The sequence below is a fragment of the Promicromonospora sp. AC04 genome, assembly GCF_003058225.1.
GTDB lineage: Bacteria > Actinomycetota > Actinomycetes > Actinomycetales > Cellulomonadaceae > Promicromonospora.
In genome coordinates this window covers 170,450-193,739 of sequence record NZ_QBUG01000001.1, presented here as the reverse complement: position 1 = coordinate 193,739, position 23,290 = coordinate 170,450, and the positions used below count along the sequence as shown (strand labels likewise).

17 protein-coding genes are annotated in these 23,290 nt (G+C 71.3%); 13 read left to right on the top strand and 4 right to left on the bottom strand.

Going from position 1 to position 23,290, the window contains the following annotated elements:
* The first annotated feature begins 28 nt into the window (after window positions 1–28).
* The 9 genes from C8K30_RS00780 (at window position 29) to C8K30_RS00740 (ending at window position 11,766) form a co-directional block, all read left to right on the top strand.
* Window positions 29–673: a GNAT family N-acetyltransferase gene (locus C8K30_RS00780; protein ID WP_108490997.1), complete on the top strand. Its 645-nt coding sequence runs from the start codon at window positions 29–31 to the stop codon at window positions 671–673.
* A gap of 92 nt (window positions 674–765) precedes the next feature.
* Complete coding sequence (gene hflX, locus C8K30_RS00775; RefSeq protein WP_108490996.1) at window positions 766–2,307, top strand: GTPase HflX; 1,542 nt, start codon at window positions 766–768, stop codon at window positions 2,305–2,307.
* A gap of 141 nt (window positions 2,308–2,448) precedes the next feature.
* Window positions 2,449–3,468: a LacI family DNA-binding transcriptional regulator gene (locus C8K30_RS00770; protein WP_108490995.1), complete on the top strand. Its 1,020-nt coding sequence runs from the start codon at window positions 2,449–2,451 to the stop codon at window positions 3,466–3,468.
* Between the two features lie 53 nt (window positions 3,469–3,521).
* Complete coding sequence (locus C8K30_RS00765) at window positions 3,522–5,198, top strand: glycoside hydrolase family 13 protein (protein ID WP_108490994.1); 1,677 nt, start codon at window positions 3,522–3,524, stop codon at window positions 5,196–5,198.
* Between the two features lie 75 nt (window positions 5,199–5,273).
* Window positions 5,274–6,647, top strand: a complete 1,374-nt coding sequence (locus C8K30_RS00760) for an ABC transporter substrate-binding protein (RefSeq protein ID WP_108490993.1) — start codon at window positions 5,274–5,276, stop codon at window positions 6,645–6,647.
* A gap of 2 nt (window positions 6,648–6,649) precedes the next feature.
* A complete protein-coding gene (locus tag C8K30_RS00755) occupies window positions 6,650–7,621 on the top strand; it encodes a carbohydrate ABC transporter permease (RefSeq protein WP_108490992.1) in 972 nt (323 codons plus the stop codon).
* 1 nt (window position 7,622) lies between these two features.
* Entirely contained in the window at window positions 7,623–8,552 is a 930-nt protein-coding gene (locus tag C8K30_RS00750; protein ID WP_108490991.1) for a carbohydrate ABC transporter permease, read from the top strand.
* Window positions 8,553–8,593: 41 nt separating this feature from the next.
* Entirely contained in the window at window positions 8,594–10,699 is a 2,106-nt protein-coding gene (locus C8K30_RS00745; RefSeq protein WP_369939062.1) for an ATP-dependent DNA helicase, read from the top strand.
* Between the two features lie 77 nt (window positions 10,700–10,776).
* The gene (locus C8K30_RS00740; RefSeq protein ID WP_108490990.1) at window positions 10,777–11,766 is read left to right on the top strand and encodes an L-lactate dehydrogenase; all 990 of its coding nucleotides are present in this window, start codon (window positions 10,777–10,779) and stop codon (window positions 11,764–11,766) included.
* 101 nt (window positions 11,767–11,867) lie between these two features.
* On the opposite strand, the gene lexA is transcribed toward C8K30_RS00740, so the two are convergent.
* Window positions 11,868–12,683 carry a transcriptional repressor LexA gene (lexA, locus tag C8K30_RS00735; RefSeq protein ID WP_369939060.1) on the bottom strand — a complete coding sequence of 272 codons (816 nt, stop codon included), beginning with the start codon at window positions 12,681–12,683 and terminating at the stop codon, window positions 11,868–11,870.
* A gap of 186 nt (window positions 12,684–12,869) precedes the next feature.
* Here lexA and C8K30_RS00730 point away from each other — a divergent pair, with 186 nt between their 5' ends.
* From C8K30_RS00730 to C8K30_RS30865, 3 genes are all read left to right on the top strand, one after another.
* On the top strand, window positions 12,870–13,292 hold the full coding sequence (locus tag C8K30_RS00730) for a LysM peptidoglycan-binding domain-containing protein (protein ID WP_108490989.1): 423 nt from the start codon (window positions 12,870–12,872) through the stop codon (window positions 13,290–13,292).
* Between the two features lie 119 nt (window positions 13,293–13,411).
* Window positions 13,412–13,882, top strand: a complete 471-nt coding sequence (gene nrdR / locus C8K30_RS00725) for a transcriptional regulator NrdR (protein WP_108490988.1) — start codon at window positions 13,412–13,414, stop codon at window positions 13,880–13,882.
* 116 nt (window positions 13,883–13,998) lie between these two features.
* Entirely contained in the window at window positions 13,999–14,226 is a 228-nt protein-coding gene (locus tag C8K30_RS30865) for a DUF5302 domain-containing protein (protein WP_233256898.1), read from the top strand.
* A gap of 213 nt (window positions 14,227–14,439) precedes the next feature.
* Here C8K30_RS30865 and C8K30_RS00715 read toward each other — a convergent pair whose 3' ends face one another.
* The gene (locus C8K30_RS00715; protein WP_108490986.1) at window positions 14,440–16,311 is read right to left on the bottom strand and encodes a glycoside hydrolase family 76 protein; all 1,872 of its coding nucleotides are present in this window, start codon (window positions 16,309–16,311) and stop codon (window positions 14,440–14,442) included.
* Between the two features lie 370 nt (window positions 16,312–16,681).
* Between C8K30_RS00715 and C8K30_RS00710 the strand changes: the two genes are divergently transcribed.
* A complete protein-coding gene (locus C8K30_RS00710; RefSeq protein ID WP_108490985.1) occupies window positions 16,682–19,543 on the top strand; it encodes a family 78 glycoside hydrolase catalytic domain in 2,862 nt (953 codons plus the stop codon).
* 154 nt (window positions 19,544–19,697) lie between these two features.
* Here the strand turns inward: C8K30_RS00710 and C8K30_RS00705 are convergent, their stop codons facing one another.
* Together C8K30_RS00705 and C8K30_RS00700 are read right to left on the bottom strand one after the other, a co-directional pair.
* Complete coding sequence (locus tag C8K30_RS00705; protein ID WP_108490984.1) at window positions 19,698–22,598, bottom strand: sugar-binding domain-containing protein; 2,901 nt, start codon at window positions 22,596–22,598, stop codon at window positions 19,698–19,700.
* A gap of 44 nt (window positions 22,599–22,642) precedes the next feature.
* Complete coding sequence (locus C8K30_RS00700) at window positions 22,643–23,260, bottom strand: TetR/AcrR family transcriptional regulator (RefSeq protein WP_108490983.1); 618 nt, start codon at window positions 23,258–23,260, stop codon at window positions 22,643–22,645.
* Between the last annotated feature and the right edge of the window lie 30 nt (window positions 23,261–23,290).

Genomic DNA, 23,290 nt, shown 5'->3' with positions numbered 1-23,290 from the left:
TCGTCGCGACCGGTGCCAGCCTGCGGGCATGGAGATCGTTCCGGCCACCGCCGACCGGTGGGACGACGTGCAGGCGGTGTTCGGCACGCGCGGCGGCGCCCACCACTGCCAGTGCCAGCGCATCCGGCTGGGCGACCGCGCCTGGTGGTACATGCCCGTCGAGGAGCGCGCCCACCACCTGCGGGAGCAGCTCGACGCGGGGCCGGCCGGTGACGCCGCACCAGATGCCGCGGACGCCGCACCGGACGCCGACGAGGCGGGCGGCATAGCGCCGACGTCGGGCGCCCTGATCGCCTACGTCGACGGTGAGCCCGCCGGGTGGGTGGCGGTGGCGCCCCGCACCGAGTTCGTCCGGTACCGCGGCAGCCAGGTCCCGTGGGCGGGCCGGCACGAGGACAAGGACGACGACGGTGTGTGGGCGGTCACCTGCTTCGCCGTCCGCGTCGGCTACCGCAAGCAGGGCCTGATGTACGAGCTGGCGGCGGCCGCCGTCGGGCACGCGCGGGAGCGCGGCGCCGAGGCGGTCGAGGGGTACCCGATAGTGCCCGGCCCGGGGCAGGAGGTCTCCTGGGGCGAGGTCAACGTCGGCACGCCCGGCCCGTTCGCGGCAGCGGGTCTGACGGAGGTCAGCAGGCCGACGAAGCGGCGTCGCGTGATGCGGCTGGACTTCTGAGCCGTGCCGGTGGGGAAAGACATAGCCGCGGGACTTTCGGCCGTGGGACCCTTGTTGTACAGAGGCAAGAACCATCGAGAGTTAGGTAGTACATGACCCACACCCCGACAGAGCCCGAGCTCCCCGCAGAGGAGACGCCCGAACTCAGCGCAGCCCAGGCAGACGCCCAGGCGATCGCGAACGATGTCGTGGCACGGGTTCTCGCTCGGGCGGGGACCGCACGTGCCGACGGCGACACGGTGCACACCGTGGCCGACGGCGACCAGCTGGACCTCGAGGAGCGCACCGCCCTGCGCCGCGTGGCCGGCCTGTCGACCGAGCTCGAGGACGTCACCGAGGTCGAGTACCGGCAGCTGCGCCTGGAGAAGGTGGTGCTCGTCGGCCTGTTCTCGGGTGGCGAGCACGCGGCCCGCGACGCCGAGATCTCGCTGCGCGAGCTCGCCGCACTGGCCGAGACGGCAGGCTCCCAGGTGCTGGACGGCATGCTGCAGCGCCGGCAGAAGCCCGACCCGGGCACGTACCTGGGGTCCGGCAAGGCCCTTGAGCTGGCCGAGGTGGTCCTGGCGACGGGTGCCGACACCGTGATCGTCGACAGCGAGCTCGCGCCCTCCCAGCGCCGCGCGCTGGAGGACGTGGTGAAGGTGAAGGTCGTCGACCGGACGGCCCTGATCCTGGACATCTTCGCGCAGCACGCGAAGTCCCGTGAGGGCAAGGCGCAGGTCGAGCTCGCGCAGCTCGAGTACCTGCTGCCGCGCCTGCGCGGCTGGGGCGAGTCGATGTCCCGCCAGGCCGGTGGCCAGGTGGGCGGCGCGGGCGCCGGCATGGGCTCGCGCGGTCCCGGTGAGACCAAGATCGAGCTGGACCGGCGGCGCATCCGCGACCGGATGGCCAAGCTGCGGCGCGAGATCACCGCGATGAAGCCGGCGCGCGAGACCAAGCGGCTGAGCCGCAAGCGCAACGCGATCCCGGCGGTCGCCATTGCGGGCTACACGAACGCGGGCAAGTCCTCGCTGCTCAACGCGCTGACCGGCGCGGGCGTGCTGGTCCAGAACGCGCTGTTCGCCACGCTGGACCCGACGGTCCGCCGCACCAAGACCGAGGACGGGCGCGTCTACACCTTCACGGACACGGTCGGGTTCGTGCGGCACCTGCCGCACCAGCTCGTCGAGGCGTTCCGGTCCACGCTGGAGGAGGTCGGCGACGCCGACATCCTGCTGCACGTGGTCGACGCGTCCCACCCGGACCCGGAGGGGCAGATCGCCGCGGTGCGCGAGGTGCTGTCCGAGATCCCGGCGTTCGAGGACGTCCACGAGATCGTGGTGCTGAACAAGGCCGACATCGCCGACCCGACGGTCGTGGGCCGGATCCAGCGGCGCGAGCGGCACACCGCCGTCGTCTCCGCGCACTCCGGCGAGGGCATCGCCGAGCTGCGCGCCCGGATCGCGGCCGAGCTGCCGCGCCCGGGTATCGAGATCGACCTCGTGGTCCCGTACGAGCGGGGCGACCTGGTGCACCGCGTGCACGAGCACGGTGACATCGACCTGACCGAGCACGTCGCCACGGGTACCCACCTGCGCGGCCGCGTGGACGAGCAGCTCGCCACGGAGCTGCGGCAGGTCGCCGTCGCGTCCTGACCTCGGCCGCACCCGAACGTCTCAGGCGCACAGGTCACGGAAGGCGACCTGTGCGCCTGGCGCGTCCGAGCGACGCAAGCCGCTTGCAGGACTGCGCAAGTCCTGCAAGCGGTTTGCGTGATCCGTACTAGGATCGACGTCATGTCGAGACGGCTGGCGGACGTGGCGAAAAAGGTAGGCGTGAGCGAGGCGACGGTCAGTCGCGTCCTCAACGGAAAGCCCGGGGTGTCCCAGGGCACCCGGGACGCCGTGCTCACGGCCCTCGACGTGCTGGGCTACGAACGGCCCACCAAGCTGCGGGGCAGCCGCGGCAAGCTCGTCGGGCTGGTCCTGCCGGAGCTCGTCAACCCGATCTTCCCCGCGTTCGCGGAGGTGATCGGCGGCGCGCTGGCGCAGCACGGGTTCACCCCCGTGCTCTGCACCCGCACGGCCGGCGGCGTCACCGAGGCCGAGTACATCGACCTGCTGCTCCAGCAGCAGGTCTCCGGCGTGATCTTCGCGGGCGGCTTCTACGCCGAGCGCGAGGCCGACCACGCGCACTACCGGCGGCTGGAGGACCTCGGGCTGCCCGTGGTCCTCATGAACGCCTCGATCGAGGACCTTGCCTTCCCGCGCGTCGCCTGCGACGACCTCGTGGCGATGGAGCAGGCGCTGGGCCACGTCACGTCGCTGGGGCACCAGCGGGTCGGCCTGTTGCTCGGCCCGGCCGACCACGTGCCGTCGGAGCGCAAGCTGGCCGCCGCGCAGCGGTTCGCGAAGCGGCGCGACCTGAAGCTCGGCGCCGAGCTGGTTGCGCACTCGCAGTACTCGCTGGAGAGCGGCCAGGCCGCGGCCAACCGCCTCATCGAGGCCGGAGCCACGGCGATCGTCTGCGCCAGCGACCCGCTCGCCCTCGGCGCGATCCGGGCGGTGCGCCGGGTCGGCCTGTCGTGCCCGGCGGACGTGTCGGTGGTCGGCTACGACGACTCCGCGCTGATGAACTCCACCGACCCGGCCCTGACCACCGTGCGCCAGCCGATCGAGCCGATGGGCCGGGCCGCCGTCGACCTGCTCGCGGCGCTCATCGACGGCAGCGACGTGCCGCGCGACGAGCTGCTCTTCGAGCCCGAGCTCGTGGTCCGCGCCTCTACGGCTGCTGTGAAGGTTGTCGCGAATCGATAACCTTGCTGTCAAGTTCTTGCGCGACTGTTGTCATGTGACTTACGGTTCACGGCATGACGACGACGTCCGAGCCGGCAGTGGAACCGCGCCCCGCCGCACCCGAGTGGTGGCGCAGCGCCGTGATCTACCAGATCTACCCCCGCAGCTTCGCGGACGGCGACGGCGACGGCACCGGTGACCTCGCCGGCGTCCGCTCCCGGCTGGGTTACCTTCGCGACCTGGGCGTCGACGCCATCTGGTACACGCCCTGGTACGCCTCGCCCCTGGCGGACGGCGGCTACGACGTGCGCGACTACCGCCGGATCGACCCGGCGTTCGGCACGCTGGACGACGCCGAGGCGCTGATCGCCGAGGCGGGCGAGCTGGGCATCCGCACCATCGTCGACGTCGTCCCCAACCACATCTCCGCGGAGCACGAGTGGTTCCGCGCAGCGCTGGCGGCCGGCCCGGGCTCGCCCGAGCGTGAGCGGTTCTGGTTCCACGACGGCAAGGGCGCCGACGGCGCGCAGATGCCCACCGGCTGGGTGTCGAGCTTCCAAGGCCAGACCTGGACCCGCACCACGGACCCGGACGGCACGCCCGGCCAGTGGTACCTGCACCTGTTCACCCCCGAGCAGCCGGACCTCAACTGGAACCACCCCGACGTCCGGCAGGAGCACGAGGACGTCCTGCGGTTCTGGTTCGACCGCGGCGCGGCGGGCATCCGGATCGACTCGGCGGCGCTCATCGTCAAGGACCCGGAGCTGCCGGAGGTCCCGGAGACGGCGGGCCCGGGGGAGCACCCCCACCTGGACCGCGACGAGATCCACGACATCTACCGCGGCTGGCGCCGCGTGGCGGACTCCTACCCGGAGCCCCGCGTGCTGGTCGGCGAGGTGTGGCTCGCGGACCACGAGCGGTTCGCCCAGTACCTGCGCCCCGACGAGATGCACACGGCGTTCAACTTCGACTTCATGGCGCGCCCCTGGGACGCCAAGGAGCTGCGCGAGTCGATCCGGACCACGCTCGAGGCGCACGCCCCCGTCGGGGCGCCGGCCACGTGGGTCCTGTCGAACCACGACGTCACCCGCCCCGTGACGCGGTACGGCCGCGAGGACTCGTCGTTCGACTTCGCCGCCAAGCGGTTCGGCACGCCGTCCGACCTGGAGCTCGGTACCCGCCGCGCGCGGGCAGCGGCCCTGCTGGTCGCCGCGCTGCCCGGCGCCATGTACGTCTACCAGGGCGACGAGCTCGGCCTGCCCGAGGCGGACGTGCCCCGCGCGGCAATCCAGGACCCCATGCACTTCCGGTCCGAGGGCGTCGACCCCGGCCGGGACGGCTGCCGCGTCCCCCTCCCGTGGACCCGCACGGGCTCCAGCCTCGGCTTCGGGCCCGACGGCGGCGGGGCGCCCTGGCTGCCCCAGCCGGCCTCCTGGCGGGACCGGTCGGTCGAGGCGCAGCACGGCGACCCGGACTCGATGCTGAGCCTCTACCGCCGGGCGCTGCACCTGCGGCGCGACCTTCCGGCGCTGCACGCCGAGGCGCTGGCGTGGCTCGACCTCGCCCTCGATCTCGACACCCAGGGGGACGACGTCCTCGCGTTCACCCGCGGCGTGGGCTTCGCCTGCGTCGTCAACCTCGGGGCGGCCCCCGTCCCCCTGCCCGCCGGGGCCACGGTGCTCCTGGCGAGCGGTCCCGTCGACGGCGCCGTCGGGCCGGACACCGCTGTCTGGCTCCGCCTGCCGTCCTGATCTCCGGCACTACCTGCACCAGATGTGCTTCCCCCAGAAGTGCCGTCCCACCGGCACAAGACCCAAGGAGTGACAATGAAGTCAGCACAGAAGCGCGCGGCGTTCGCCCTGGTGGGCGTCCTGTCGCTCGCGGGAACCCTGACGGCCTGCGGCTCGTCCGAGGACCCCGCCGCGGAGCCGACGGGCCCGGTGACCATCGAGGTCTCCATCGACGCAGGCCTCGAGCAGGCCGCCATCGACGCGTTCGACGAGCGCATCGCGCAGTTCGAGGAGGCCAACCCGGACATCCAGGTGGAGACCAAGGAGTTCACCTGGTCCGGCACGACGTTCGCCGCCGAGCTGGCGGGCGGCACGCTGCCCGACGTCTTCCCGATCCCGTTCACCGACGGCCGCGCCCTCATCGAGCGCGGGCAGATCGCCGACGTCAGCGACCTGGTGGCCGAGCTGCCCTATGCGGACCAGTTCAACCCCACCATCGCCGCGGCGGGCCAGGACGCGGACGGCGCGATGTGGGCCGTGCCGATCGCCGCCTACAACCAGGGTCTGCACTACAACCGCAGGCTCTTCGAGGAGGCCGGCCTCGACCCGGACAACCCGCCCGCGACGTGGGACGAGGTCCGCGCGGCGGCCAAGACCATCGCGGACGAGACGGGCCAGGCCGGCTACGCCCACATGACGCAGAGCAACACCGGCGGGTGGATCCTCACCACCGAGACCTATGCGCTGGGCGGCCGCATCGTCGAGGGTGAGGGTGAGGAGGCGACCGCCACCGTCGACAACGACGCGACGGTCGAGGCCCTGGAGATGCTGCGGGAGATGCGCTGGGAGGACAACTCCATGGGCGCGAGCTTCCTGTACGACTGGGGCACCATCAACCAGGACTTCGCCGCCGGCAAGATCGGCATGTACGTCTCGGGCGGCGCCAACTACCCCAACCTGTTCACGCAGAACCAGATGGACCCGGAGGAGTACGGCGTCACGGTGCTGCCCCTGGAGGGCGACGACTCCGGCACGCTCGGCGGCGGCACGCTCGCCGCGGTGAGCTCGGCGGCGTCGGCGGCCGAGCAGGCGGCGGCGGTGAAGTGGATCGACTTCTACTACATCTCCAAGCTGACCGACCAGGAGCAGGCGGTCGCCGAGGCCGAGGTCGCCGCCGAGACCGACCAGCCCGTCGGCGCGCCCGCGCTGCCGATCTTCGACCGCGAGACGTACGAGCAGCAGCAGAGCTGGATCAAGGACCTGGTCAACGTCCCGCTGGAGAACTTCGCACCGATGACCGACCAGATGTTCGACCAGCCGGTCATCCCCGAGCCCGCCGTCGCCACCCAGGACGTGTACGCGGCGCTCGACCCGGTGGTCCAGGCCGTGCTGACGGACGAGAACGCGGACATCGACGCGCTCCTCGCCGACGCGCAGACCCAGGTCCAGGGACTCCTCGACCGCGGCTGACCATGACCACTCTGTCAAGCCCGCTCCGGACGACGACGCCGGCCCAGCCGCCGTCGTCGTCCGGACCCCGCCGGCGCGCCCGCCGCACGCCCCGGGACTGGCTGCGCGACGGCGGCCTGAGCACCCTGATCATCGCGCTGCCGATGATCCTGGTGTTCGGGGTCTTCTCCTGGTTCCCCATCGGACGGGCGCTCGTCATGAGCGTCCAGGAGACCAACCTCGTCACCACCCCCGAGTTCGTGGGGCTCGACAACTTCGTGTTCGTGCTGCAGGACCCGCTCCTGGGCAAGGCCGTTGCGAACACGCTGTGGTTCGCGCTGCTCGCGCTGGTCTTCGGCTATCCGCTGCCGCTGGCCGCCGCGGTCCTGATGAGCGAGGTGCGGCGCATGCGGGGCCTGTTCTCGGCGCTCGCGTACCTGCCCGTCGTCGTGCCGCCCGTCGTGGCCGTGCTGCTGTGGAAGTTCTTCTACGACCCCTCCGGCACCGGCGTGTTCAACACCATCGCCGGCTGGGTGGGCCTCGGCCCGTACCCGTGGCTCCAGGACGCGTCCAGCGCCATGCCGTCCCTGGTCCTCGAGGCGACCTGGGCGGCCGCCGGCGGGACCGTCATCATCTACCTCGCCGCCCTCGTCGGGGTACGGACCGAGCTCTACGAGGCGGCCGAGGTGGACGGCGCGGGCGTGTGGCGCAAGATCTGGCACGTGACCCTGCCGCAGCTGCGGGGCGTCCTGTTCATCACGCTGATCCTGCAGGTCATCGGCACCTCCCAGGTGTTCCTGGAGCCGTTCCTGTTCACCGGCGGCGGCCCCAACAACGCGACCCTCACGATCCTCATGCTGATCTACGACTACGCGTTCGGGAGCAGCCTCGGCGGCAACTACGGGGCCGCGACCGCCCTGAGCCTGATGCTCGCGGGAGTCCTGGCCGTCCTGTCCGCGATCTACTTCCGCGTGACCCGACCCTGGAGCAGCTGACATGGCAGCGAACAACCGGACGACGGCGCTCGCCCGCCGGCGCACCGAGCCGGCCGTCGAGCGGGGCATCGTGTCGTCCCACGACCGGCGCCGGCCGAGCGTGCGGGGCAGCCTCGGGGCGCTGCAGGGCGGCCTGCTGGTCACCCTCGTCCTCGTCGGGCTCGGGCCGATCCTCTGGCTCGCGAAGGCCGCGGTCACGCCGACGCAGGACACCCTGCGCGAGCCGCTCGGCCTGTTTCCCACCGGGGTCGACTGGGCCAACCTCTCGACCGCGTGGAGCCGCGCCGAGATCGACCACTACTTCGTCAACACCCTGATCGTCGCGGTCGGTGCTTGGTTCTTCCAGCTGCTGGTCGCGACGACGGGCGGCTACGTGCTGTCCGTGCTGCGGCCGCGGTACGGCAACGTGATCTTCGGCCTCGTGCTGGCGACGCTCTTCGTGCCGTCCGTCGTGCTGCTGGTGCCGCTGTACCTGACCATCCTCGACGTGCCGATCGTGCACGTCAGCCTCCTCAACACGTTCTGGGCGGTCTGGCTGCCGATGGGCGCCAGCGCGTTCAACGTGCTGCTCGTCAAGCGGTTCTTCGACGGCCTCCCGCGCGAGATCTTCGAGGCCGCCCGCGTCGACGGCGCGGGCCCCTTCCGGCTGCTGTGGAGCATCGTGCTGCCGATGTCGAAACCCATCCTCGGCGTCGTCTCCGTGTTCGCCGTGATCGCCGCGTGGAAGGACTACCTCTGGCCGCTGCTGGTGCTGCCGGACCCGGAGAACCAGCCGCTGTCCGTCCGGCTGCCCGCCATCGCCCCCTACCTGGAGCTCGACGTGTTCCTCGCGGCGCTCGCGATCTCCACGGTGCTGCCGATCGCACTGTTCCTCGCGTTCCAGCGGCTGTTCCTCAGCGGCGCGGGTCTGGGCGGAGCGGTCAAGGGGTAGGGCCGAGCGGGCTCCGAAACCCTGTGGACGACGTGGGGTGGATGTCGGAGGTCCGGCCTAGGATCGAGCGTGTGACCAGCCTTCCCGACGCACCCGCAGCCAGCACCGATTCCACGGAGATACCCGAGGTCGAGGAGCTGCTCGACCTCGCCGTCGGACAGCTGGGTGGCGGGCGCAGAGAGGGCCAGCACCGCATGGCCGTCGCGGTCGGCGAGGCCATCGACAAGGGTGAGCACCTGCTCGTCCAGGCGGGCACCGGCACAGGCAAGTCGCTCGGCTACCTCGTGCCCGCCGTCCGGCACGCGGTGGCCGCGGGGAGCAAGGTCATCATCTCGACCGCGACCCTCGCCCTGCAGCGCCAGGTCATCACCCGCGACCTGCCGCTCGTGGCGAAGGCGGTGACGCCGCAGCTGCCCCGCGAGCCGCGCATCGCGCTGCTCAAGGGCTGGCACAACTACCTGTGCGTGCACAAGATCGGCGGCGGGTACCCCGCGGACGAGCCCACGCTCTTCGACCTGCCCGGCGGCGAGGACCACCCACGCACGGAGGACACGAGCGGCTCCGGCGGCGCTCGCGGCCGGCGCAAGGACGACGGCGCCTCGCTCGCCGACCACGTCCGCCGGCTGCACGAGTGGGCGGGCGAGACGGACTCCGGCGACCGCGACGACCTGGTGCCGGGTGTGCCGGAGCGGGCATGGCGCCAGGTGTCGGTGACGAGGCTGGAGTGCCTGGGCGGCAAGTGCCCGATGCTCGCCGAGTGCTTCCCGGACAAGGCGCGAGCCGCCGCCCGCGACGCGGACGTGGTGGTCACCAACCACGCGATGCTCGGCATAGCGGCTACGGGCAGCCCCGGCGTGCTCCCCGAGCACGACGTCGTCGTGGTGGACGAGGCGCACGAGCTCACGGACCGCGTGACGTCGTCGGCCACCGTGGACCTGTCCATGGCGTCCGTGGAGAACGCGGCCCGGCTCGCCCGCCGGCACGCGGGCACCAACACCGACGCCCTCGACAAGGCGGCCCAGGACCTCGGGACCCTGCTGGTCACGGCCCCGGCCGAGCGGTTCCCGGACGGACTGCCGGACACGCTGCGGACGGCGGTCGGTGGTGTACGGGACGCCGCGCGCGAGGTGCTGAGCACGCTCAAGGCGGATCCGAACGACGCCAAGGGGAAGGACGCCGGCCAGCCCGACCCGGGGCTGAAGATGGCGCAGGGCGCCATGCTCCAGCTCTTCGAGACCGCCGAGCGCATGGCGTCCGAGGACACGACGGCCGACGTCCTGTGGTGCTCGCGCCCGGACAACGCCTGGGGCGGGTTCGGTGACAGCGTGACGCGGCTGCACGCGGCGCCGCTGCACGTGGCAGGCCTGATCCGCACGCACCTGCTGGGCGAGTCGACCGGCGTGTTCACGTCGGCAACGCTGGCGCTGGGCGGCACGTTCGACGCGGTCGCCGGAACGCTCGGGCTGAAGGGCGAGGACGCCCCGCCGTGGCAGGGCCTCGACGCGGGCAGCCCGTTCGACTACCCGCGCCAGGGCATCCTCTACATCGCGCGGCACCTGCCGGCTCCCGGCCGCGAACCGACCACGGAGGCGCAGCTCGACGAGATCGCCGAGCTCATCACGGCCGCGGGTGGTCGCACGCTCGGCCTGTTCTCGTCCCGGCGCGCGGCGAACGCCGCGGCGGAGGCCATGCGCGAGCGGCTGGACTTCCCGATCCTGGCGCAGGGCGACGACCAGCTGCCCACCCTCGTGCGCGAGTTCGCCGAGGACCCGGCCACGTGCCTGTTCGGCACGCTGTCCCTGTGGCAGGGCGTCGACGTGCCCGGACCGTCGTGCCAGCTTGTGCTCATCGACCGCATCCCGTTCCCGCGTCCGGACGACCCGGTCAAGGCGGCGCGCGCCCGCGCCGTCGAGCAGGCGGGCGGCAACGGGTTCATGGCGGTGTCCGCGCAGCACGCGGCGCTGCTGCTCGCGCAGGGCGCGGGCCGACTGGTGCGCAGCATGGACGACCGCGGCGTCGTGGCCGTCCTGGACCCCCGGCTCGCGACCGCGCGGTACGCGTCGTTCCTCACCCGGTCGATGCCCGGGTTCTGGCCCACGACCGACCCGAAGCTGGTCCGCGCCGCGCTCGCCAGGCTCGACACCTAGCCCCTGGCGCACGGCGACGGCGCACAGCCCACGCCGCATAACCCACGCCGTACAGCCCCGGCACATAGCCTGAGGGCATGGCAGCCCTTTCGGACATTCAGGCCGCGCAGCCCTCCGGCTCCCGGACCACCAAGCTCGCGGTCGTGGGCGCCGGGGCCGTGGGATCCACGCTCGCGTTCGCCGCGCTCACCCGCGGCTCGGCGCGCACCATCGCCCTGCTCGACGTGAACAGGGAGAAGGTCGAGGCCGAGGTGCTCGACCTGCAGCACGGCCTGATGTTCACGTCCCAGGCGCACGTGACCGGCTCGGACGACGTAGCGGTCTGCGAGGGTGCCGACGTCGTGGTCGTGACCGCCGGGGCGAAGCAGAAGCCCGGCCAGAGCCGGATCGACCTCGCCGAGGGGACCATCGGGCTGATGCGCAAGATCCTGCCCGGCCTGGTCGACGTCGCGCCGGACGCGACGTACCTGATGGTGACCAACCCCGTGGACGTGGTGACCTACGCGGCGCTCAAGATCTCGGGCCTGCCACGCGAGCAGATCTTCGGCAGCGGCACGGTGCTGGACTCGTCCAGGCTGCGCGTCGGTCTCGCCGAGCGCTGCGGGGTGGCCGTCGGAAACGTGCACGCGTACATCGCCGGCGAGCACGGCGACTCGGAGATCGCGCTCTGGAGCTCCGCCTCGATCGGCGGCGTCCCGCTGCTCGACTGGGAGCCCGTGGGCGGCGCCCGGCCGATCGACGCCTCGGTCCGCGCGGAGGTGCACCACGAGGTGGTCGACTCGGCCTACCGGATCATCGCGGGCAAGGGCGCCACCAACTACGCCGTCGGCCTGGCCGCCACCCGCATCATCGAGGCGGTCCTCAAGGACGAGCGCCGGATCATGCCGGTGTCCTCGCTGCTGGACGACTACTACGGCATCAGCGACGTGTGCCTGTCCGTGCCGTCCCTCGTGGACCGGCGCGGCGTCACGGACAACGTGCGGGTCCCGATGTCCGACGACGAGCTGGCCGGCCTACGTGCCTCGGCCGAGAGCGTCCGGGCGGTCCAGAAGCGCTTCGGGTTCTAGCCGGCGGGACCGCGCCCGATGGGTCTGGCCAGGCTCGCCCATCGGTCGCATCTCGACGGGCTCGACCGATGGTCGAGCCCGTCGAGACCCTGTCGAACCCCTTACAGGCTGCGCAGGACCGCGACCACGCGGCCCAGGATCTGGGCCTCGTCGCCCGGGATGGGCTCGTAGGCCGGGTTCTGCGGCAGCAGGAGCACGTGCCCGTCGGTCTGCTTGAACGTCTTGACCGTGGCCTCGCCGTCGATCATGGCCGCGACGATCTCGCCCTGCTCGGCGACGTTCTGCTGCCGCACCACCACCCAGTCCCCGTCGCAGATCGCGGCGTCGACCATCGAGTCGCCCGCGACCTTGAGGAGGAACAGCTCGCCGTCACCCACGAGCTGGCGGGGGAGCGGGAACACGTCCTCGACGACCTGCTCGGCGAGGATCGGGCCACCGGCCGCGATCCGGCCGACCAGCGGCACGTACGACGGCGGCGGGGTGCTGGCGTCGTCGGGCACCGAACCGCCCCAGTGGACCTGGCCGCTGCGTCGCGGCTCCGGCCAGTGGATCTCGCCGCGGGTCGGCTTGTCGACCTGCTCCGCCATGGGCTCGACGAGCTCCATCGCGCGCGGCCGGTTCGGGTCGCGCCGCAGGAAGCCCTTCTTCTCGAGCATCTGGAGCTGGTGCTTGACGCTCGACGGGCTGGCCAGCCCGACGGCCTCGCCGATCTCACGCATCGAGGGCGGGTAGCCCCGCGTCTCGAACGACTGTCGAATCGTGTCCAGCACGAGGCGCTGCCGCTCGGTGAGGCGGTCTGCCGGCGAGATCGCGTGCACGTCGGCGACCGCCCCGTCGCCTGGCGCGTCCAGCGTGGCGACACCCGAGAGTGCCGTGTCGACGGCTCTCGTGTCGCTGGTCCCGTCCCGTCCCGTCATGCCCGTGCCCCTCCCGTTCAGACAAATGTTCTCCTATGCGCTACCCACTCTAGATCACAAACTCGCTCGGCTCAAACGAATGTTCGAGCGTGTCTCGACATCGACGGTGTCCCGTGCTACACAATGGTACGTGCGTTCGACGAACGCGTGTATGAAGAATTCGAGACACTCTCGTCAGGAGGGGCCATGGGGGACGTGATCCCGCTGCGGCAGTACACCCCGACCTACGGACAGGCGTTTGCGCCGGCGTCCGGACCGGTCGCCGTCCCGGCGTACCGGCGGACGGAGCCGCGAACGCTCGCCGACCGGCTGGGGCTGGCCGGGCTGCGGCTCACGCGGCGTGGCCGCGTCGTGCTGGTGCTGCTGGCGGTGCTCCTGGTCGCGCCGATGGCGACGTGGGGTGCGACGGCCGTCGCCAGCTCCCCGGGCGAGCCGACCGAGGTCCGGGTGCACGCGGTGCAGCCGGGGGAGACCCTCTGGAGCTTCGCCCAGCAGGTGGCGGAGCCGGGCGAGGACGTGCGGCACGCCGTCGCGCGGCTGCAGGACCTGAACGAGATGTCGTCGGGCACGCTGCGTGTCGGAGAGCTCCTTCTGCTCCCCAAGGAGTGACGAGAGGCCACAAATCGCCGTCAAATGTTGCGGCGATGTTGCATGGGGGTGGTTTGCCCGCTTACGGTCGGGGCGCGACCGGATGCCTCCGGTCCGTGGTCGACCACGCAGGAGTGAGCATGCACTGCCCGTTCTGTCGCCACGCCGACTCGCGCGTGGTGGACTCGCGGACCGCCGACGACGGCCTGTCGATCCGGCGCCGACGGCAGTGCCCCAACTGCAACCGGCGGTTCACGACCGTCGAGACCGCGAGCCTCTCCGTGGTCAAGCGCTCCGGCGCCACCGAGCCCTTCAGCCGCGACAAGGTCGCGGCGGGCGTACGCAAGGCGTGCCAGGGGCGCCCCGTGAGCGAGGACGACCTCGCGATCCTGGCCCAGCGCGTCGAGGAGACCCTGCGGAGCAACGGCAGCGCGGAGATCGACGCGTACGAGGTGGGCCTCGCGATCCTCGGCCCCCTGCGCGAGCTCGACGAGGTGGCCTACCTCCGGTTCGCGAGCGTCTACCAGGCGTTCGACTCGCTCGAGGACTTCGAGAGCGCCATCACCTCGCTGCGCGCGGAACGCGCCGAGCGGGCGGCCGCGCAGGCATAGCGCCCCCGACGCCACGAGGATTCGTAAAACTTTGGCACCCCGGCGCTCAGTGGTGCAGGCTGGGGCGGACGACGGACCCGATCGAGGGACCCCCGAAACAGGAGGAGGTGATCGGTGTGACGGACGACAAGCCCAATGCCGAGGAGGCCGAGGCTCAGACCGTTGAGGAGCCCAAGGCCGCGACTGCGCCGAGCATGGATGCGAAGGCGCGGTTCAAGGAGGCGCTGGACCGCAAGAACGCAGCGCGACAGCGCACGTCCGCGGGCGATGTGAACACCGGCGCGGTACACGGTTCGGAGACGACCGGCCCCGTGCAGAAGATGTTCCGCCGCAAGTCCGGCTGAGCCTTCCAGGCCGAGGCCGTCGACTGGGTATCTGACCTGGTCGGCGGCCTTTGTGGTTCTCGTGAGGGCGCCTGGAGAAGGGACGGGCGACCAGGGATGACACGGTTCATGACACAGTCGGAGCCCACGAACGACCATCAGCGCAATGGGTACGCACTGTCGTCGGTGCCGCTGCCACAACAAGATCGGCCGGCACCTGCTGTTCGCCGTTCGTCAGCCCGCCGCGGCGGTCAGCGCTCCCAGCGCGCTGGCCTGCGTGCGCCAGTCGGTCGGGTTGGGGTCGGCGCCGGCCCAGCGCTGGCCGAGGGCGTTGAGGGAGCTGCGGTCCTGCGCCCACAGGGTGTCGGCCTGTTTCTGGATATAGCTCCGGTAGGTACTGGAACCGGTGGCCTGCGCGAGGCTGGCGAAGTTCCGCATGAAGATGCCCTTGAACTGCTTCTGGTTGTCGTCGCAGGACGCCGAGCCGATGTCGCAGGACTCGGTGAGCACCCCGTCCCGGGTCAGCGTCGGGCTGCTGATCGCGGCGTCGGCCAGGGTCCGCGCATGGGTCAGCAGCGATTCGTCCCCGGTCGCCCTCCACAGCTCGGTGAAGCCGCCGATGGCCAGTCCCTGGTTGTAGCTCCACACGGTGCTGCCGTTGTTGGCGCAGGTCGAGGTCAACCCGTCGTTCACCAGTCCTGAGGAATTGATCATCCCGCTGGCCTCGTACCAGGCGGCGGACGTCTTGGCCCGCTGGAGCCACATGGTGTCGCCCGGGATCCGCTGGTGCAGCGCGGTGGTCAGCCAGAGGTACTGCCCGTTCGTCACGGCGTTCTTGTACGTCCGCTCGCGGTCCCACCACACGCCACCGCCGCAGGTGCTGGGATCCCAGTACTGGTGCACGTAACTGGTGATGGTGACGGCCTCGTCGAGGTAGCGGGAGTCGCCGGTGTAGTCGTACGCGTCGAGCCAGGCGATGGCCCACCAGCCCGCGTCGTCGATGGCCCGGCTGATGAAGTGGCCCTCGATCGCGTCCGAGCTGCGCACACCGGCGGGGAAGACGCCCCTGTTCTGGTCGAAGGTGCGCGCGATGGCCCAGTCGTAGTCGTGCGTGCCGGTGGTCCTCGCGAAGTCGATGAGGGAGGTGAGCGTGGCGGCGGAGTTCCACCAGCTGCTCGGCCACCAGCCGTTGTAGGGGTCGTACGAGGACATCAGAGCGTCCGCTGCACCGCGCGCCCTCGTCGGCGCCGGCCTGACCCACGCGGTGCAGCTGCCCTCGTTGTGGCCGGCCTCCCGTCCGCAGGCGCGGACCGCGCCGCCGTAGAGGAGGCCCCGCGGGTCGCGCGTGGCGTACATCGCGGTGCGGGTGGCGGTGGCCCCGGACGGTGTGCTGGTACGGCCGAGCGAGGAGCCGTCCGGCCAGGTCGAGCCGCCGTCCCAGGAGCGGTCCAGCCAGACCTCGTCGCCGGGGCCGCCGGCTTCGATGCTCGCCCAGGCCATGGAGTTCTGCTGGTCGACGTGGAGCCGGATCGTGCGGCCGTAGAGGGTGGTCGACGGCACCGGCTGGTCGTCGCCGGCTGCCTGACCGGCGCCGGTGCCGTCGCAGAGCGTGTCGCAGACGGTGGGGTAGACCCAGTCCGTGCAGCCGACGGCGGCGGCGTCGCCGCAGGCCCGGACCAGGCCGCGTCGGTGGTTGCGGGGATCGGTGATGTTGTACATCAGCGTCCTGGTGCCGGTCCAGGTTTCCGGGATGCTCGCCTTGCCGAGCAGTCCTTCCCAGGTGGTGCCGCCGTCCCAGGAGCGGTCCAGCCACACCGAGTCGCCGGGTACTCCGGCGTCGATACTGGCCCAGGCCATGTTGTCCGCGTCGGAGACGTGCAGCTCGATGCGGCGGCCGTTGAGGTTCTTGACCGGTACCGGGAAGCTCTCCTGCCGGGCCTGCGAGGGGTCCAGCGCGTCACAGGCCAGCACGCACACCTGGGCGGCGGCGGTGGCGGCGGTCGCGGGCGTCGCGACCGGGACCAGTGCCGCGAACGCGAGGACGGCCGTCAGCAGGAAGCCGAGAAGCCGGGATCTGACAGCGCTGTCAGAGTTTCGGAGAGACACCGGAATCGCCTCGATCTCAGGATGGGGACGCTGGTTGGCGGGCTGACTTGGGGCTGACGGCTCTCATCGAGCCGGGCGGGAATCGAGCACTGGCACACACCTGTCTCCGAGGGAGTAAAGCGGCTCGGTCAGTCCCTGTCAACGGTTCCGACGGGAGCCTTACAAAGACGGTCGCGAAGGGTTGACACCCGGATTCCGTACGCCCATCATCGGTGGACCTTCGCAAGTTGAAGCGTTTCAGAGAGTCGCCGTCCTGCGTCACACCGTTGTGCCGCCGTTCTGAGTCCGCGCACCTGATCCGGAGGTTTCCATGCGTTGCCGTCCCACACCGAGCAGATCGCCAGGTCGGCTCTCCTCGCTCGGCCTTGCCATGGTCGCGGTCGCCGTGCTGGCCGCAGGTCCCATGCTGTCCGCCGACGCCGCGCCGTCCGCCGACGCCGCCCCGCCGGCGTCCGCGGCGACCTCGACGAACGCAACGAGCGGCGGCGAGGCGGCCCTCGCCGCCGAGAACTACTCGCCGACCTCCCGCATCCTCAAGCCGACCGCCGTCTACCGGACGACCGGGAGCGTCGCGAACCCGCAGAACGTCCTCAGCGGGCAGCCGACGCGGATCACCGGTGCGCAGTCGGCCATCACCCTCGACTTCGGCAAAGAGGTCGGCGGCATGGCGACGTTGTCATTCGGCACCACCAGCGACAGCGGCCAGCGGGTCGGCCTGGCCTTCAGCGAGTCGTCCCTGTACGTGGGCAACAACAGCGACCGGAGCAGCGGCCGCGACGGCGAGGACGGGGCCCTCTACGCCACGGCCTCCGCCAACGGCACCTACACGATGCCCACGGCGAGACAGCGTGGCGGCTTCCGCTACCTCACCGTCTTCCTGGACACCTCGGGCTGGGTGGACCTCAGGGACGTGAGCCTCAACTTCACGGCGGATCCGGGGAAGGCCAACCCGGCCGACTACGCCAACTACTTCTCCTCCAGCGACGACCTGCTCAACCGCATCTGGTACGCGGGGGCGTACACCGTGCAGCTCAACACGATCGCGTCCGACCAGGGCCGTGCCTGGCCCCCGCCGGCCTCGGAGTGGGACAACGGCGCCACCGTCGGTGTGGGTAGCTCCGTCCTGGTCGACGGGGCCAAGCGCGACCGTACGGTGTGGCCCGGCGACCTGGGCATCGCCGTACCCACGCAGTACGCGTACTCCAACGACCTCGTCTCGACCCGCAACGCGCTCACCACGATGTACGACGCGCAGTCGGCGGAGGGTGAGATCCCCTGGTCGGGCCCGCCGTTCAACCTCACCGGCTCGGACACCTACCACACCTGGACGCTGCTGGGCACGGCCTCGTACTACACCTACACGGCCGACCGGGCGTGGCTGGACTCCGAATGGGCCGACTACACCCGCGGGATGGCCTTCATCATCAACAAGATCGACGGCAACAACCTGCTCAACGTGACCCGAACCCAGGACTGGGCCCGAGCAGGCCAGGGCGGCGAGAACATCTCCGCCAACGCGCTGTTGTACGCCGCACTCAAGGGCGGCGTCACCCTGGCCACGGTCAAGGGTGACAGTGCGCTCGCCGCGAGCTGGAACGCGAGGGCGGACGCCATCAAGGCCGCGGCCAACTCCCGCCTGTGGGACCCGGCGAAGGGCATGTACAAGGACAACCCGACCAGTGGCCTGTATCCGCAGGACGGCAACTCGCTCGCTGTCTGGTACGGGTTGACCGACTCCGCGGCCAAGTCGAAGAGCATCATCGCGGGGCTCGGGAAGAACTGGGGCGCGTACGGACCCACCACCCCGGAATGGGGCAGCAACGTATCGCCGTTCGCGGGTGGCATGGAGCTGAACGCCCGCTTCACGGCCAATGACGACTACGGCGCCCTGGAACAGATCCGCCGCACCTGGGGCCACATGCTGAACAGTGACATCGGCACCAGGAGCACCTTCTGGGAGGGCATCAAGGCCGACGGCGGCCTCGCCTACGGCGGTTCGTTCATGAGCCTGGCCCATGGCTGGTCCAGCGCGCCCACCTCCGCGCTCACCTTCGACGTGCTCGGCACCGCACCGGAGACGGCGACCGGCGCGTACCGCTTCGTCCCGCACCCCGGCGATCTGACCAGCGCCGAGGGCCGCATCACCATGCCCCAGGGTGCCATCAACGCGTCCTGGTCCCGCGACCCGGCCGCCGGCACCTTCTCGGCGCGCCTTGCCAGCCCGTCCGGCACCACCGGTCGCATCGGCGTCCCGAAGTTCGGCGGCGGCAACATCTCGGTGTCCGTGAACGGCACAGTCGTCTGGAGCAACGGAACTTTCACCCCCGTCTCCGGAATCACCGGCGCGAGCCAGGACGACACCTACGTCTACCTCACCGGTGTCGCCCCGGGCAGCTACACCGTGAACGCCACCGGACTGGGCAATCCTGCTCCGCCTCCCGAACCGGGTACCGGCGAGCTGCGCGCGGGCTTCACCCGGTGCGCGGGCGAGGGCGGCACGTGCTCCTTCAGCGGCACCCGCTCGGTGGCCTACGGGGCCGGGACATACACGTACCGGACGGCGACCAACGGCACCGCCTGCACGAACGCCTCCTTCGGTGACGACCCGGCGTCGAATCTCGTCAAGTCCTGCTACGTCGCCGACGCGGGTGGTCCGCCCGGATACACCGTCTGCGCAGCCGAGGGGGACAACTGCTTGGTTCCCGGCTACAACCGTGACGTGGCGTACGGCGCCAACGGCAGCTTCGCCCACCAGGTCGCCAACGGCTCCGTCGCCTGTACCAATGCCCACTTCGGCGATCCCATCGACGGCGTCGCCAAGTCCTGCTACCTGCCGCCCGACGGAGGCCCGCCGGGCGGTTGGACCAAGTGCGCGTCCCAGAACGGGACCTGCCCGGCCGCGGCGGGACAGCCGGTGATGTACGGCGCCTACGGAGCGTTCACCAGGATCACGGCGAACGGTGACACCGCGTGCACCGACGCCACGTTCGGCGACCCGATCCCCGGGGAGTCGAAGTCCTGCTACACCGCAACCGGTGGTCCGGTCGGCTATGCCACGACCTGCTCGAGCGAAGGCGGGACGTGCACCTTCAGCGGAGTGCAGACCGTCGCCTACGGCGCCAGGGGCAGCTTCGTGTACAGGTCGTTCACCGGCAGCGCCGGCTGCACGACGGCGGCATTCGGCACCGATCCGCTGCCGGGAGTGAGCAAGACCTGCTACCTGACCCCCTGAGGAATGCTGGGACAGCCCCGTCGATGTGCCGGGGCTGTCCCGGGCCGTCGCACAGCGCGTGGTCGCCGCCTCCTTGGACCTCCGCGGTGTTGCGCCGGGCCACTGCCTTGGCGGTCTCGCTCACGCTGGTCACGGACATGACAGCACTCGGCCGTCAGCGGAGCACGCTCCGCAGCTCCGCCGGCTCGACGGACTCCGCGGGGGAGAAGTCGGCGCTGGCCAGGTAGCTCAGGAGGCTGCGCCGGAACTGGCGCGCGGCGAGCCGGTCCTCGCCGGGGTCGAGATTGAGCGAGCTCACCATGAGCCGCCCGCGTCCGATCCTCGCCTCGAACAGCGCCCCGAGCCGGCGTGCCTCGAACCAGGTGTCGATCGGCTGGACGAGGGGCCGGAGCCGTGCGGGGAGCCGGTCGAGCAGCATCGCCCTGGCGCCGTGCAGCAGCTCCCACCACTGCCAGTCGGTGAATCCCTCAGTGGGAAAGTGCCGGAACGCCGGGTGCTGGGGGTCGTGCAGCACACCGAGGGTGTGGGGCGCCTGGCCCTGGGTCCAGGCGGTGTTCCAGAAGACCGTCGTGAATCCCAGCGCGACGTCGTTCCCCACGTCCTCGGGGCCGAGCTCGAGCAGCACGGTCTCGCCGGCGGTTGCCCGTTCGATCGCCTCCTCGATCTCGGTCGTCACCAGCACCGCGTCCCAGGGCGCGACCTCCCCTGCACCGTCCTCGGCAAGGCCCACCGGGTACACCCACAGGTCCCAGTCGTTCTCGTACCGGGCCCCGGCGCCGTCGTCCACCGTGACCACCAGGGTCAGCTGCGCCGGCTCGGTGCTGTGGCCCGCGGGGACACGCACCGGACCGAACCGGGTGCCGTTGCCGACCGGGATGGGTGCGTGCCGCGCGACGGTTCCGCTCTGCAGGTCCGCGCCGTCGCTGTCGCGGATGCTCCAGCGCACCTCGGCGTCGAGCGGCGTCGGGCCGAAGTGGGCGACCTGCACCTCGAACCGGATCTCCTGGTCCGCGCGCCAGACTCTCCGGGGCAGGCGCGCCAGGGGAACCGTCGGGCCGCAGAACCGGGCGAACCGCTCCGGGGTGATGTAGCCCTTCGACTCCCAGAAGGGGTTCAGCACCCCGACGAGCGCGGTGCCTTGGCCCGGGAAGTCGCTGAGGCCCAGCAGGTGGAACCCGCCGAAGCCCTCGGTGCGCAGTGCCGCCTCGATCTCTTCCTTGTAGCAGAGCGCCTGGAGCCTGCCCGAGGCGTACAGGAACGCGTCCGCCTGGTCGGCCATGCCCGCCTCGTCGAGGAAGTCCGCGAAGATGCCGAAGTTCCTCGGCTCCATGAGGCCCGTGTACTTCGGCATCTCCGTGAAGTCGGGGTAGGCGCACCACTGGCCGATCTCGTGGCTGACGATCGGGCGCGGCCGCGATTCCACCCACTCGCGGTAGTCGGACTCGGTCTCCGGCGGGCGGCCGTTCAGCCGCGAGTCCAGGCCCTCGCCCCAGCGGTGCGCGCGGGGGTCCGGGATGTTGTCGTAGTCGTTCTCGGACAGGGCCGGCCAGCCGGCGCCGCTGGTGTAAAGCCGCCGGGGGTCGTAGGTCCGCCAGGTGTTCACCCAGGTCGCGAGGAGCTCCGCGTCACGGCCGCCCGGCTCGTTCCCGTGGGCCATCATGATGAACGAGGGGTGGTTGCCGTAGGCGTGCAGGATGCGCCGCGTCTCCTCGAACAGGAACGCGTCCACCGGGCCCGACTCGCCGAGCGCAGCGCCCTGGTTGGCCCAGATCGGGCCCTCCGCCTGGAGGTAGAAGCCGGCCTCGTCCGCGGCAACGAATGCCGCCTCCGGCGGGCACCAGGAGTGGAAGCGCAGCAGGTTCAGCCCGTGCGCCTGGCAGACCGAGATTATGCGCCGCCAGGAGCCGACGTCGGTCGGCGGGTAGCCCGTGAGCGGGAAGACGCACGACTCCAGGGTGCCGCGGATGAACGTCCTGCGGCCGTTGATGGTCACCTGGGTCCCGTCCACCCCCACCTCGCGGAGGCCGAACACGGTGCGGACGGCGTGGCGGTGCTCGTGCCCGCGGACGTCGGTGACCAGCTCGACCGTCAGCTCGTAGAGCGCCGGCTGGAACTCGTCCCAGGTCATCGCGTCGTCGCCGAGCGGGTACTCCAGGTCGACGTGTGCTCCGGCCGAGGTCAGGCCCCGTTCGCCGAGGTCACGACCGTACTCGGCCTCGAAGCCGGCGGTCACGGGCTCGACCTCGTGGGTGCCCGGGACGTTGAAGCGCCGTGCCGAGACGCGCACGGCGCCCACGCCGGTACCGGCGGTGCCCGCGGCGATGTCCACCTTCACCCGGGCGGACCTGGTCGCGACGTCCGGCACGACCCGCACCCGGCTGATGGTCACCGCCGGCATCGCGGTGAGCGAGAGCGCGCCGACGATACCGTTCCAGTTTCCCTGGGTGTGGTCGGAGACGCTGTGCGCGTTCGGGCCGACGTCGACCACCGTTCGGTTGTCCACGCGGATCGTGAGCAGGTGGCGCCCGGGGGACAGGCGGCCGAGGTCGAAGCGGTGGGCGGTGGTCAGGCTGCGCTCCGACCCGGCTCGATGCTCGTCCAGCCAGACCGTGGACTCCCAGTGGACGCGCTCGAGGGACAGGACCACGTCGCGCTGCGCCCAGCCTTCCGGTATCTCCACCTCGCGCTGGAACCACGCGGCGCCGCGGTAGTACACGCGCGGCTGGAGCCAGAACGGCACGGCGATGTTGTCCGGCTCGCGGTACGGGGCGTAGCGGTCTTCGGTGAAGTAGGAGCGGTCGACGACGCCGCCGGTCCACGGGGTGCCGACCCGGACCGGTTCGCCGACTCCCTGGTGCTGCACCGAGCCGGGAAGCGCGACGCTCAGCGGCTCGCCCGGCAGGTCCGACCGGAACCACTGCTCGAGCTCGCCACGGGCGTCCGGGTCGAGGACGCAGCGCCACTGCCCCGACAGATCGAGGGACCAGTCCTCGTCCGGCGAGGTGTCTGGGGCGGGTCGTGCGGGGTACGCGGGTCCGGACTCGGCGGTGAGCATGGCTCGACCCTAGGTCGGGTCAGGCGGCCGCTGAAGGGACGATGCTACGCACCTGCCTGGATATTCCTCTGGCTCCCGCGGCTGCTCCCGCCGCTCTCGCCCCCGGCCAGGCCGCGCAGCTCGGCCAGCAACGAGAGCCCGATGTCCGTGAGCGAGCGCTCCTCGCCCTCGCGGATCCACTGGGCGAACGCGATGCCGAACACCATGCCTGCCGACTCCGCGGCGAGGGTCGCCGCCGGTTCCGCGACGCCCCGCGCGCGCAGCGCGTCCCCGATCGTCGTCGCGAGCCCCGACAGCTTGTGCCGCTCTCGCTCCTGCAGTGCCGGGTTCTTGTCGATGACCGACTGCCGGAGCCGGGAGTGGTCGCGCCGCTCGCCGGGAAAGAGCTCCCCGGCCGACTCCAGCGCCGCGGCGACGAGCTCCATCGGCGCAGCGTCCTCCGGCGCCGCGGTGATGCCACCGAGGAACGCTTCTGTGAGGAGGTCCTGACCGCTGAACAGGACCTCGCGCTTGTCGCTGAAGTGGCGGAAGAAGGTGCGCTCGGTGAGCCCGACGGCCTGGGCGATGTCCGCGGCGGTCGTCTGCTCGTAGCCGCGGCTCGCGAAGAGGTCGAGGGCCGCAGCCTGCAGCCGTTCCCTCGTACCGGGCTGCCATCGGACCATGCCGCCGAGTATAGGTGATGACAGTGGCTG

What these genes read in the sequence shown, in the direction of transcription:
- C8K30_RS00780 (WP_108490997.1), top strand. Translation starts at nt 29, where the DNA reads ATGGAGATCGTTCCGGCCACCGCCGACCGGTGGGACGACGTGCAGGCG.
- hflX (WP_108490996.1), top strand. Translation starts at nt 766, where the DNA reads ATGACCCACACCCCGACAGAGCCCGAGCTCCCCGCAGAGGAGACGCCC.
- C8K30_RS00770 (WP_108490995.1), top strand. Translation starts at nt 2,449, where the DNA reads ATGTCGAGACGGCTGGCGGACGTGGCGAAAAAGGTAGGCGTGAGCGAG.
- C8K30_RS00765 (WP_108490994.1), top strand. Translation starts at nt 3,522, where the DNA reads ATGACGACGACGTCCGAGCCGGCAGTGGAACCGCGCCCCGCCGCACCC.
- C8K30_RS00760 (WP_108490993.1), top strand. Translation starts at nt 5,274, where the DNA reads ATGAAGTCAGCACAGAAGCGCGCGGCGTTCGCCCTGGTGGGCGTCCTG.
- C8K30_RS00755 (WP_108490992.1), top strand. Translation starts at nt 6,650, where the DNA reads ATGACCACTCTGTCAAGCCCGCTCCGGACGACGACGCCGGCCCAGCCG.
- C8K30_RS00750 (WP_108490991.1), top strand. Translation starts at nt 7,623, where the DNA reads ATGGCAGCGAACAACCGGACGACGGCGCTCGCCCGCCGGCGCACCGAG.
- C8K30_RS00745 (WP_369939062.1), top strand. Translation starts at nt 8,594, where the DNA reads ATGTCGGAGGTCCGGCCTAGGATCGAGCGTGTGACCAGCCTTCCCGAC.
- C8K30_RS00740 (WP_108490990.1), top strand. Translation starts at nt 10,777, where the DNA reads ATGGCAGCCCTTTCGGACATTCAGGCCGCGCAGCCCTCCGGCTCCCGG.
- lexA (WP_369939060.1), bottom strand. Translation starts at nt 12,683, where the DNA reads ATGACGGGACGGGACGGGACCAGCGACACGAGAGCCGTCGACACGGCA.
- C8K30_RS00730 (WP_108490989.1), top strand. Translation starts at nt 12,870, where the DNA reads ATGGGGGACGTGATCCCGCTGCGGCAGTACACCCCGACCTACGGACAG.
- nrdR (WP_108490988.1), top strand. Translation starts at nt 13,412, where the DNA reads ATGCACTGCCCGTTCTGTCGCCACGCCGACTCGCGCGTGGTGGACTCG.
- C8K30_RS00710 (WP_108490985.1), top strand. Translation starts at nt 16,682, where the DNA reads ATGGTCGCGGTCGCCGTGCTGGCCGCAGGTCCCATGCTGTCCGCCGAC.
- C8K30_RS00705 (WP_108490984.1), bottom strand. Translation starts at nt 22,598, where the DNA reads ATGCTCACCGCCGAGTCCGGACCCGCGTACCCCGCACGACCCGCCCCA.
- C8K30_RS00700 (WP_108490983.1), bottom strand. Translation starts at nt 23,260, where the DNA reads ATGGTCCGATGGCAGCCCGGTACGAGGGAACGGCTGCAGGCTGCGGCC.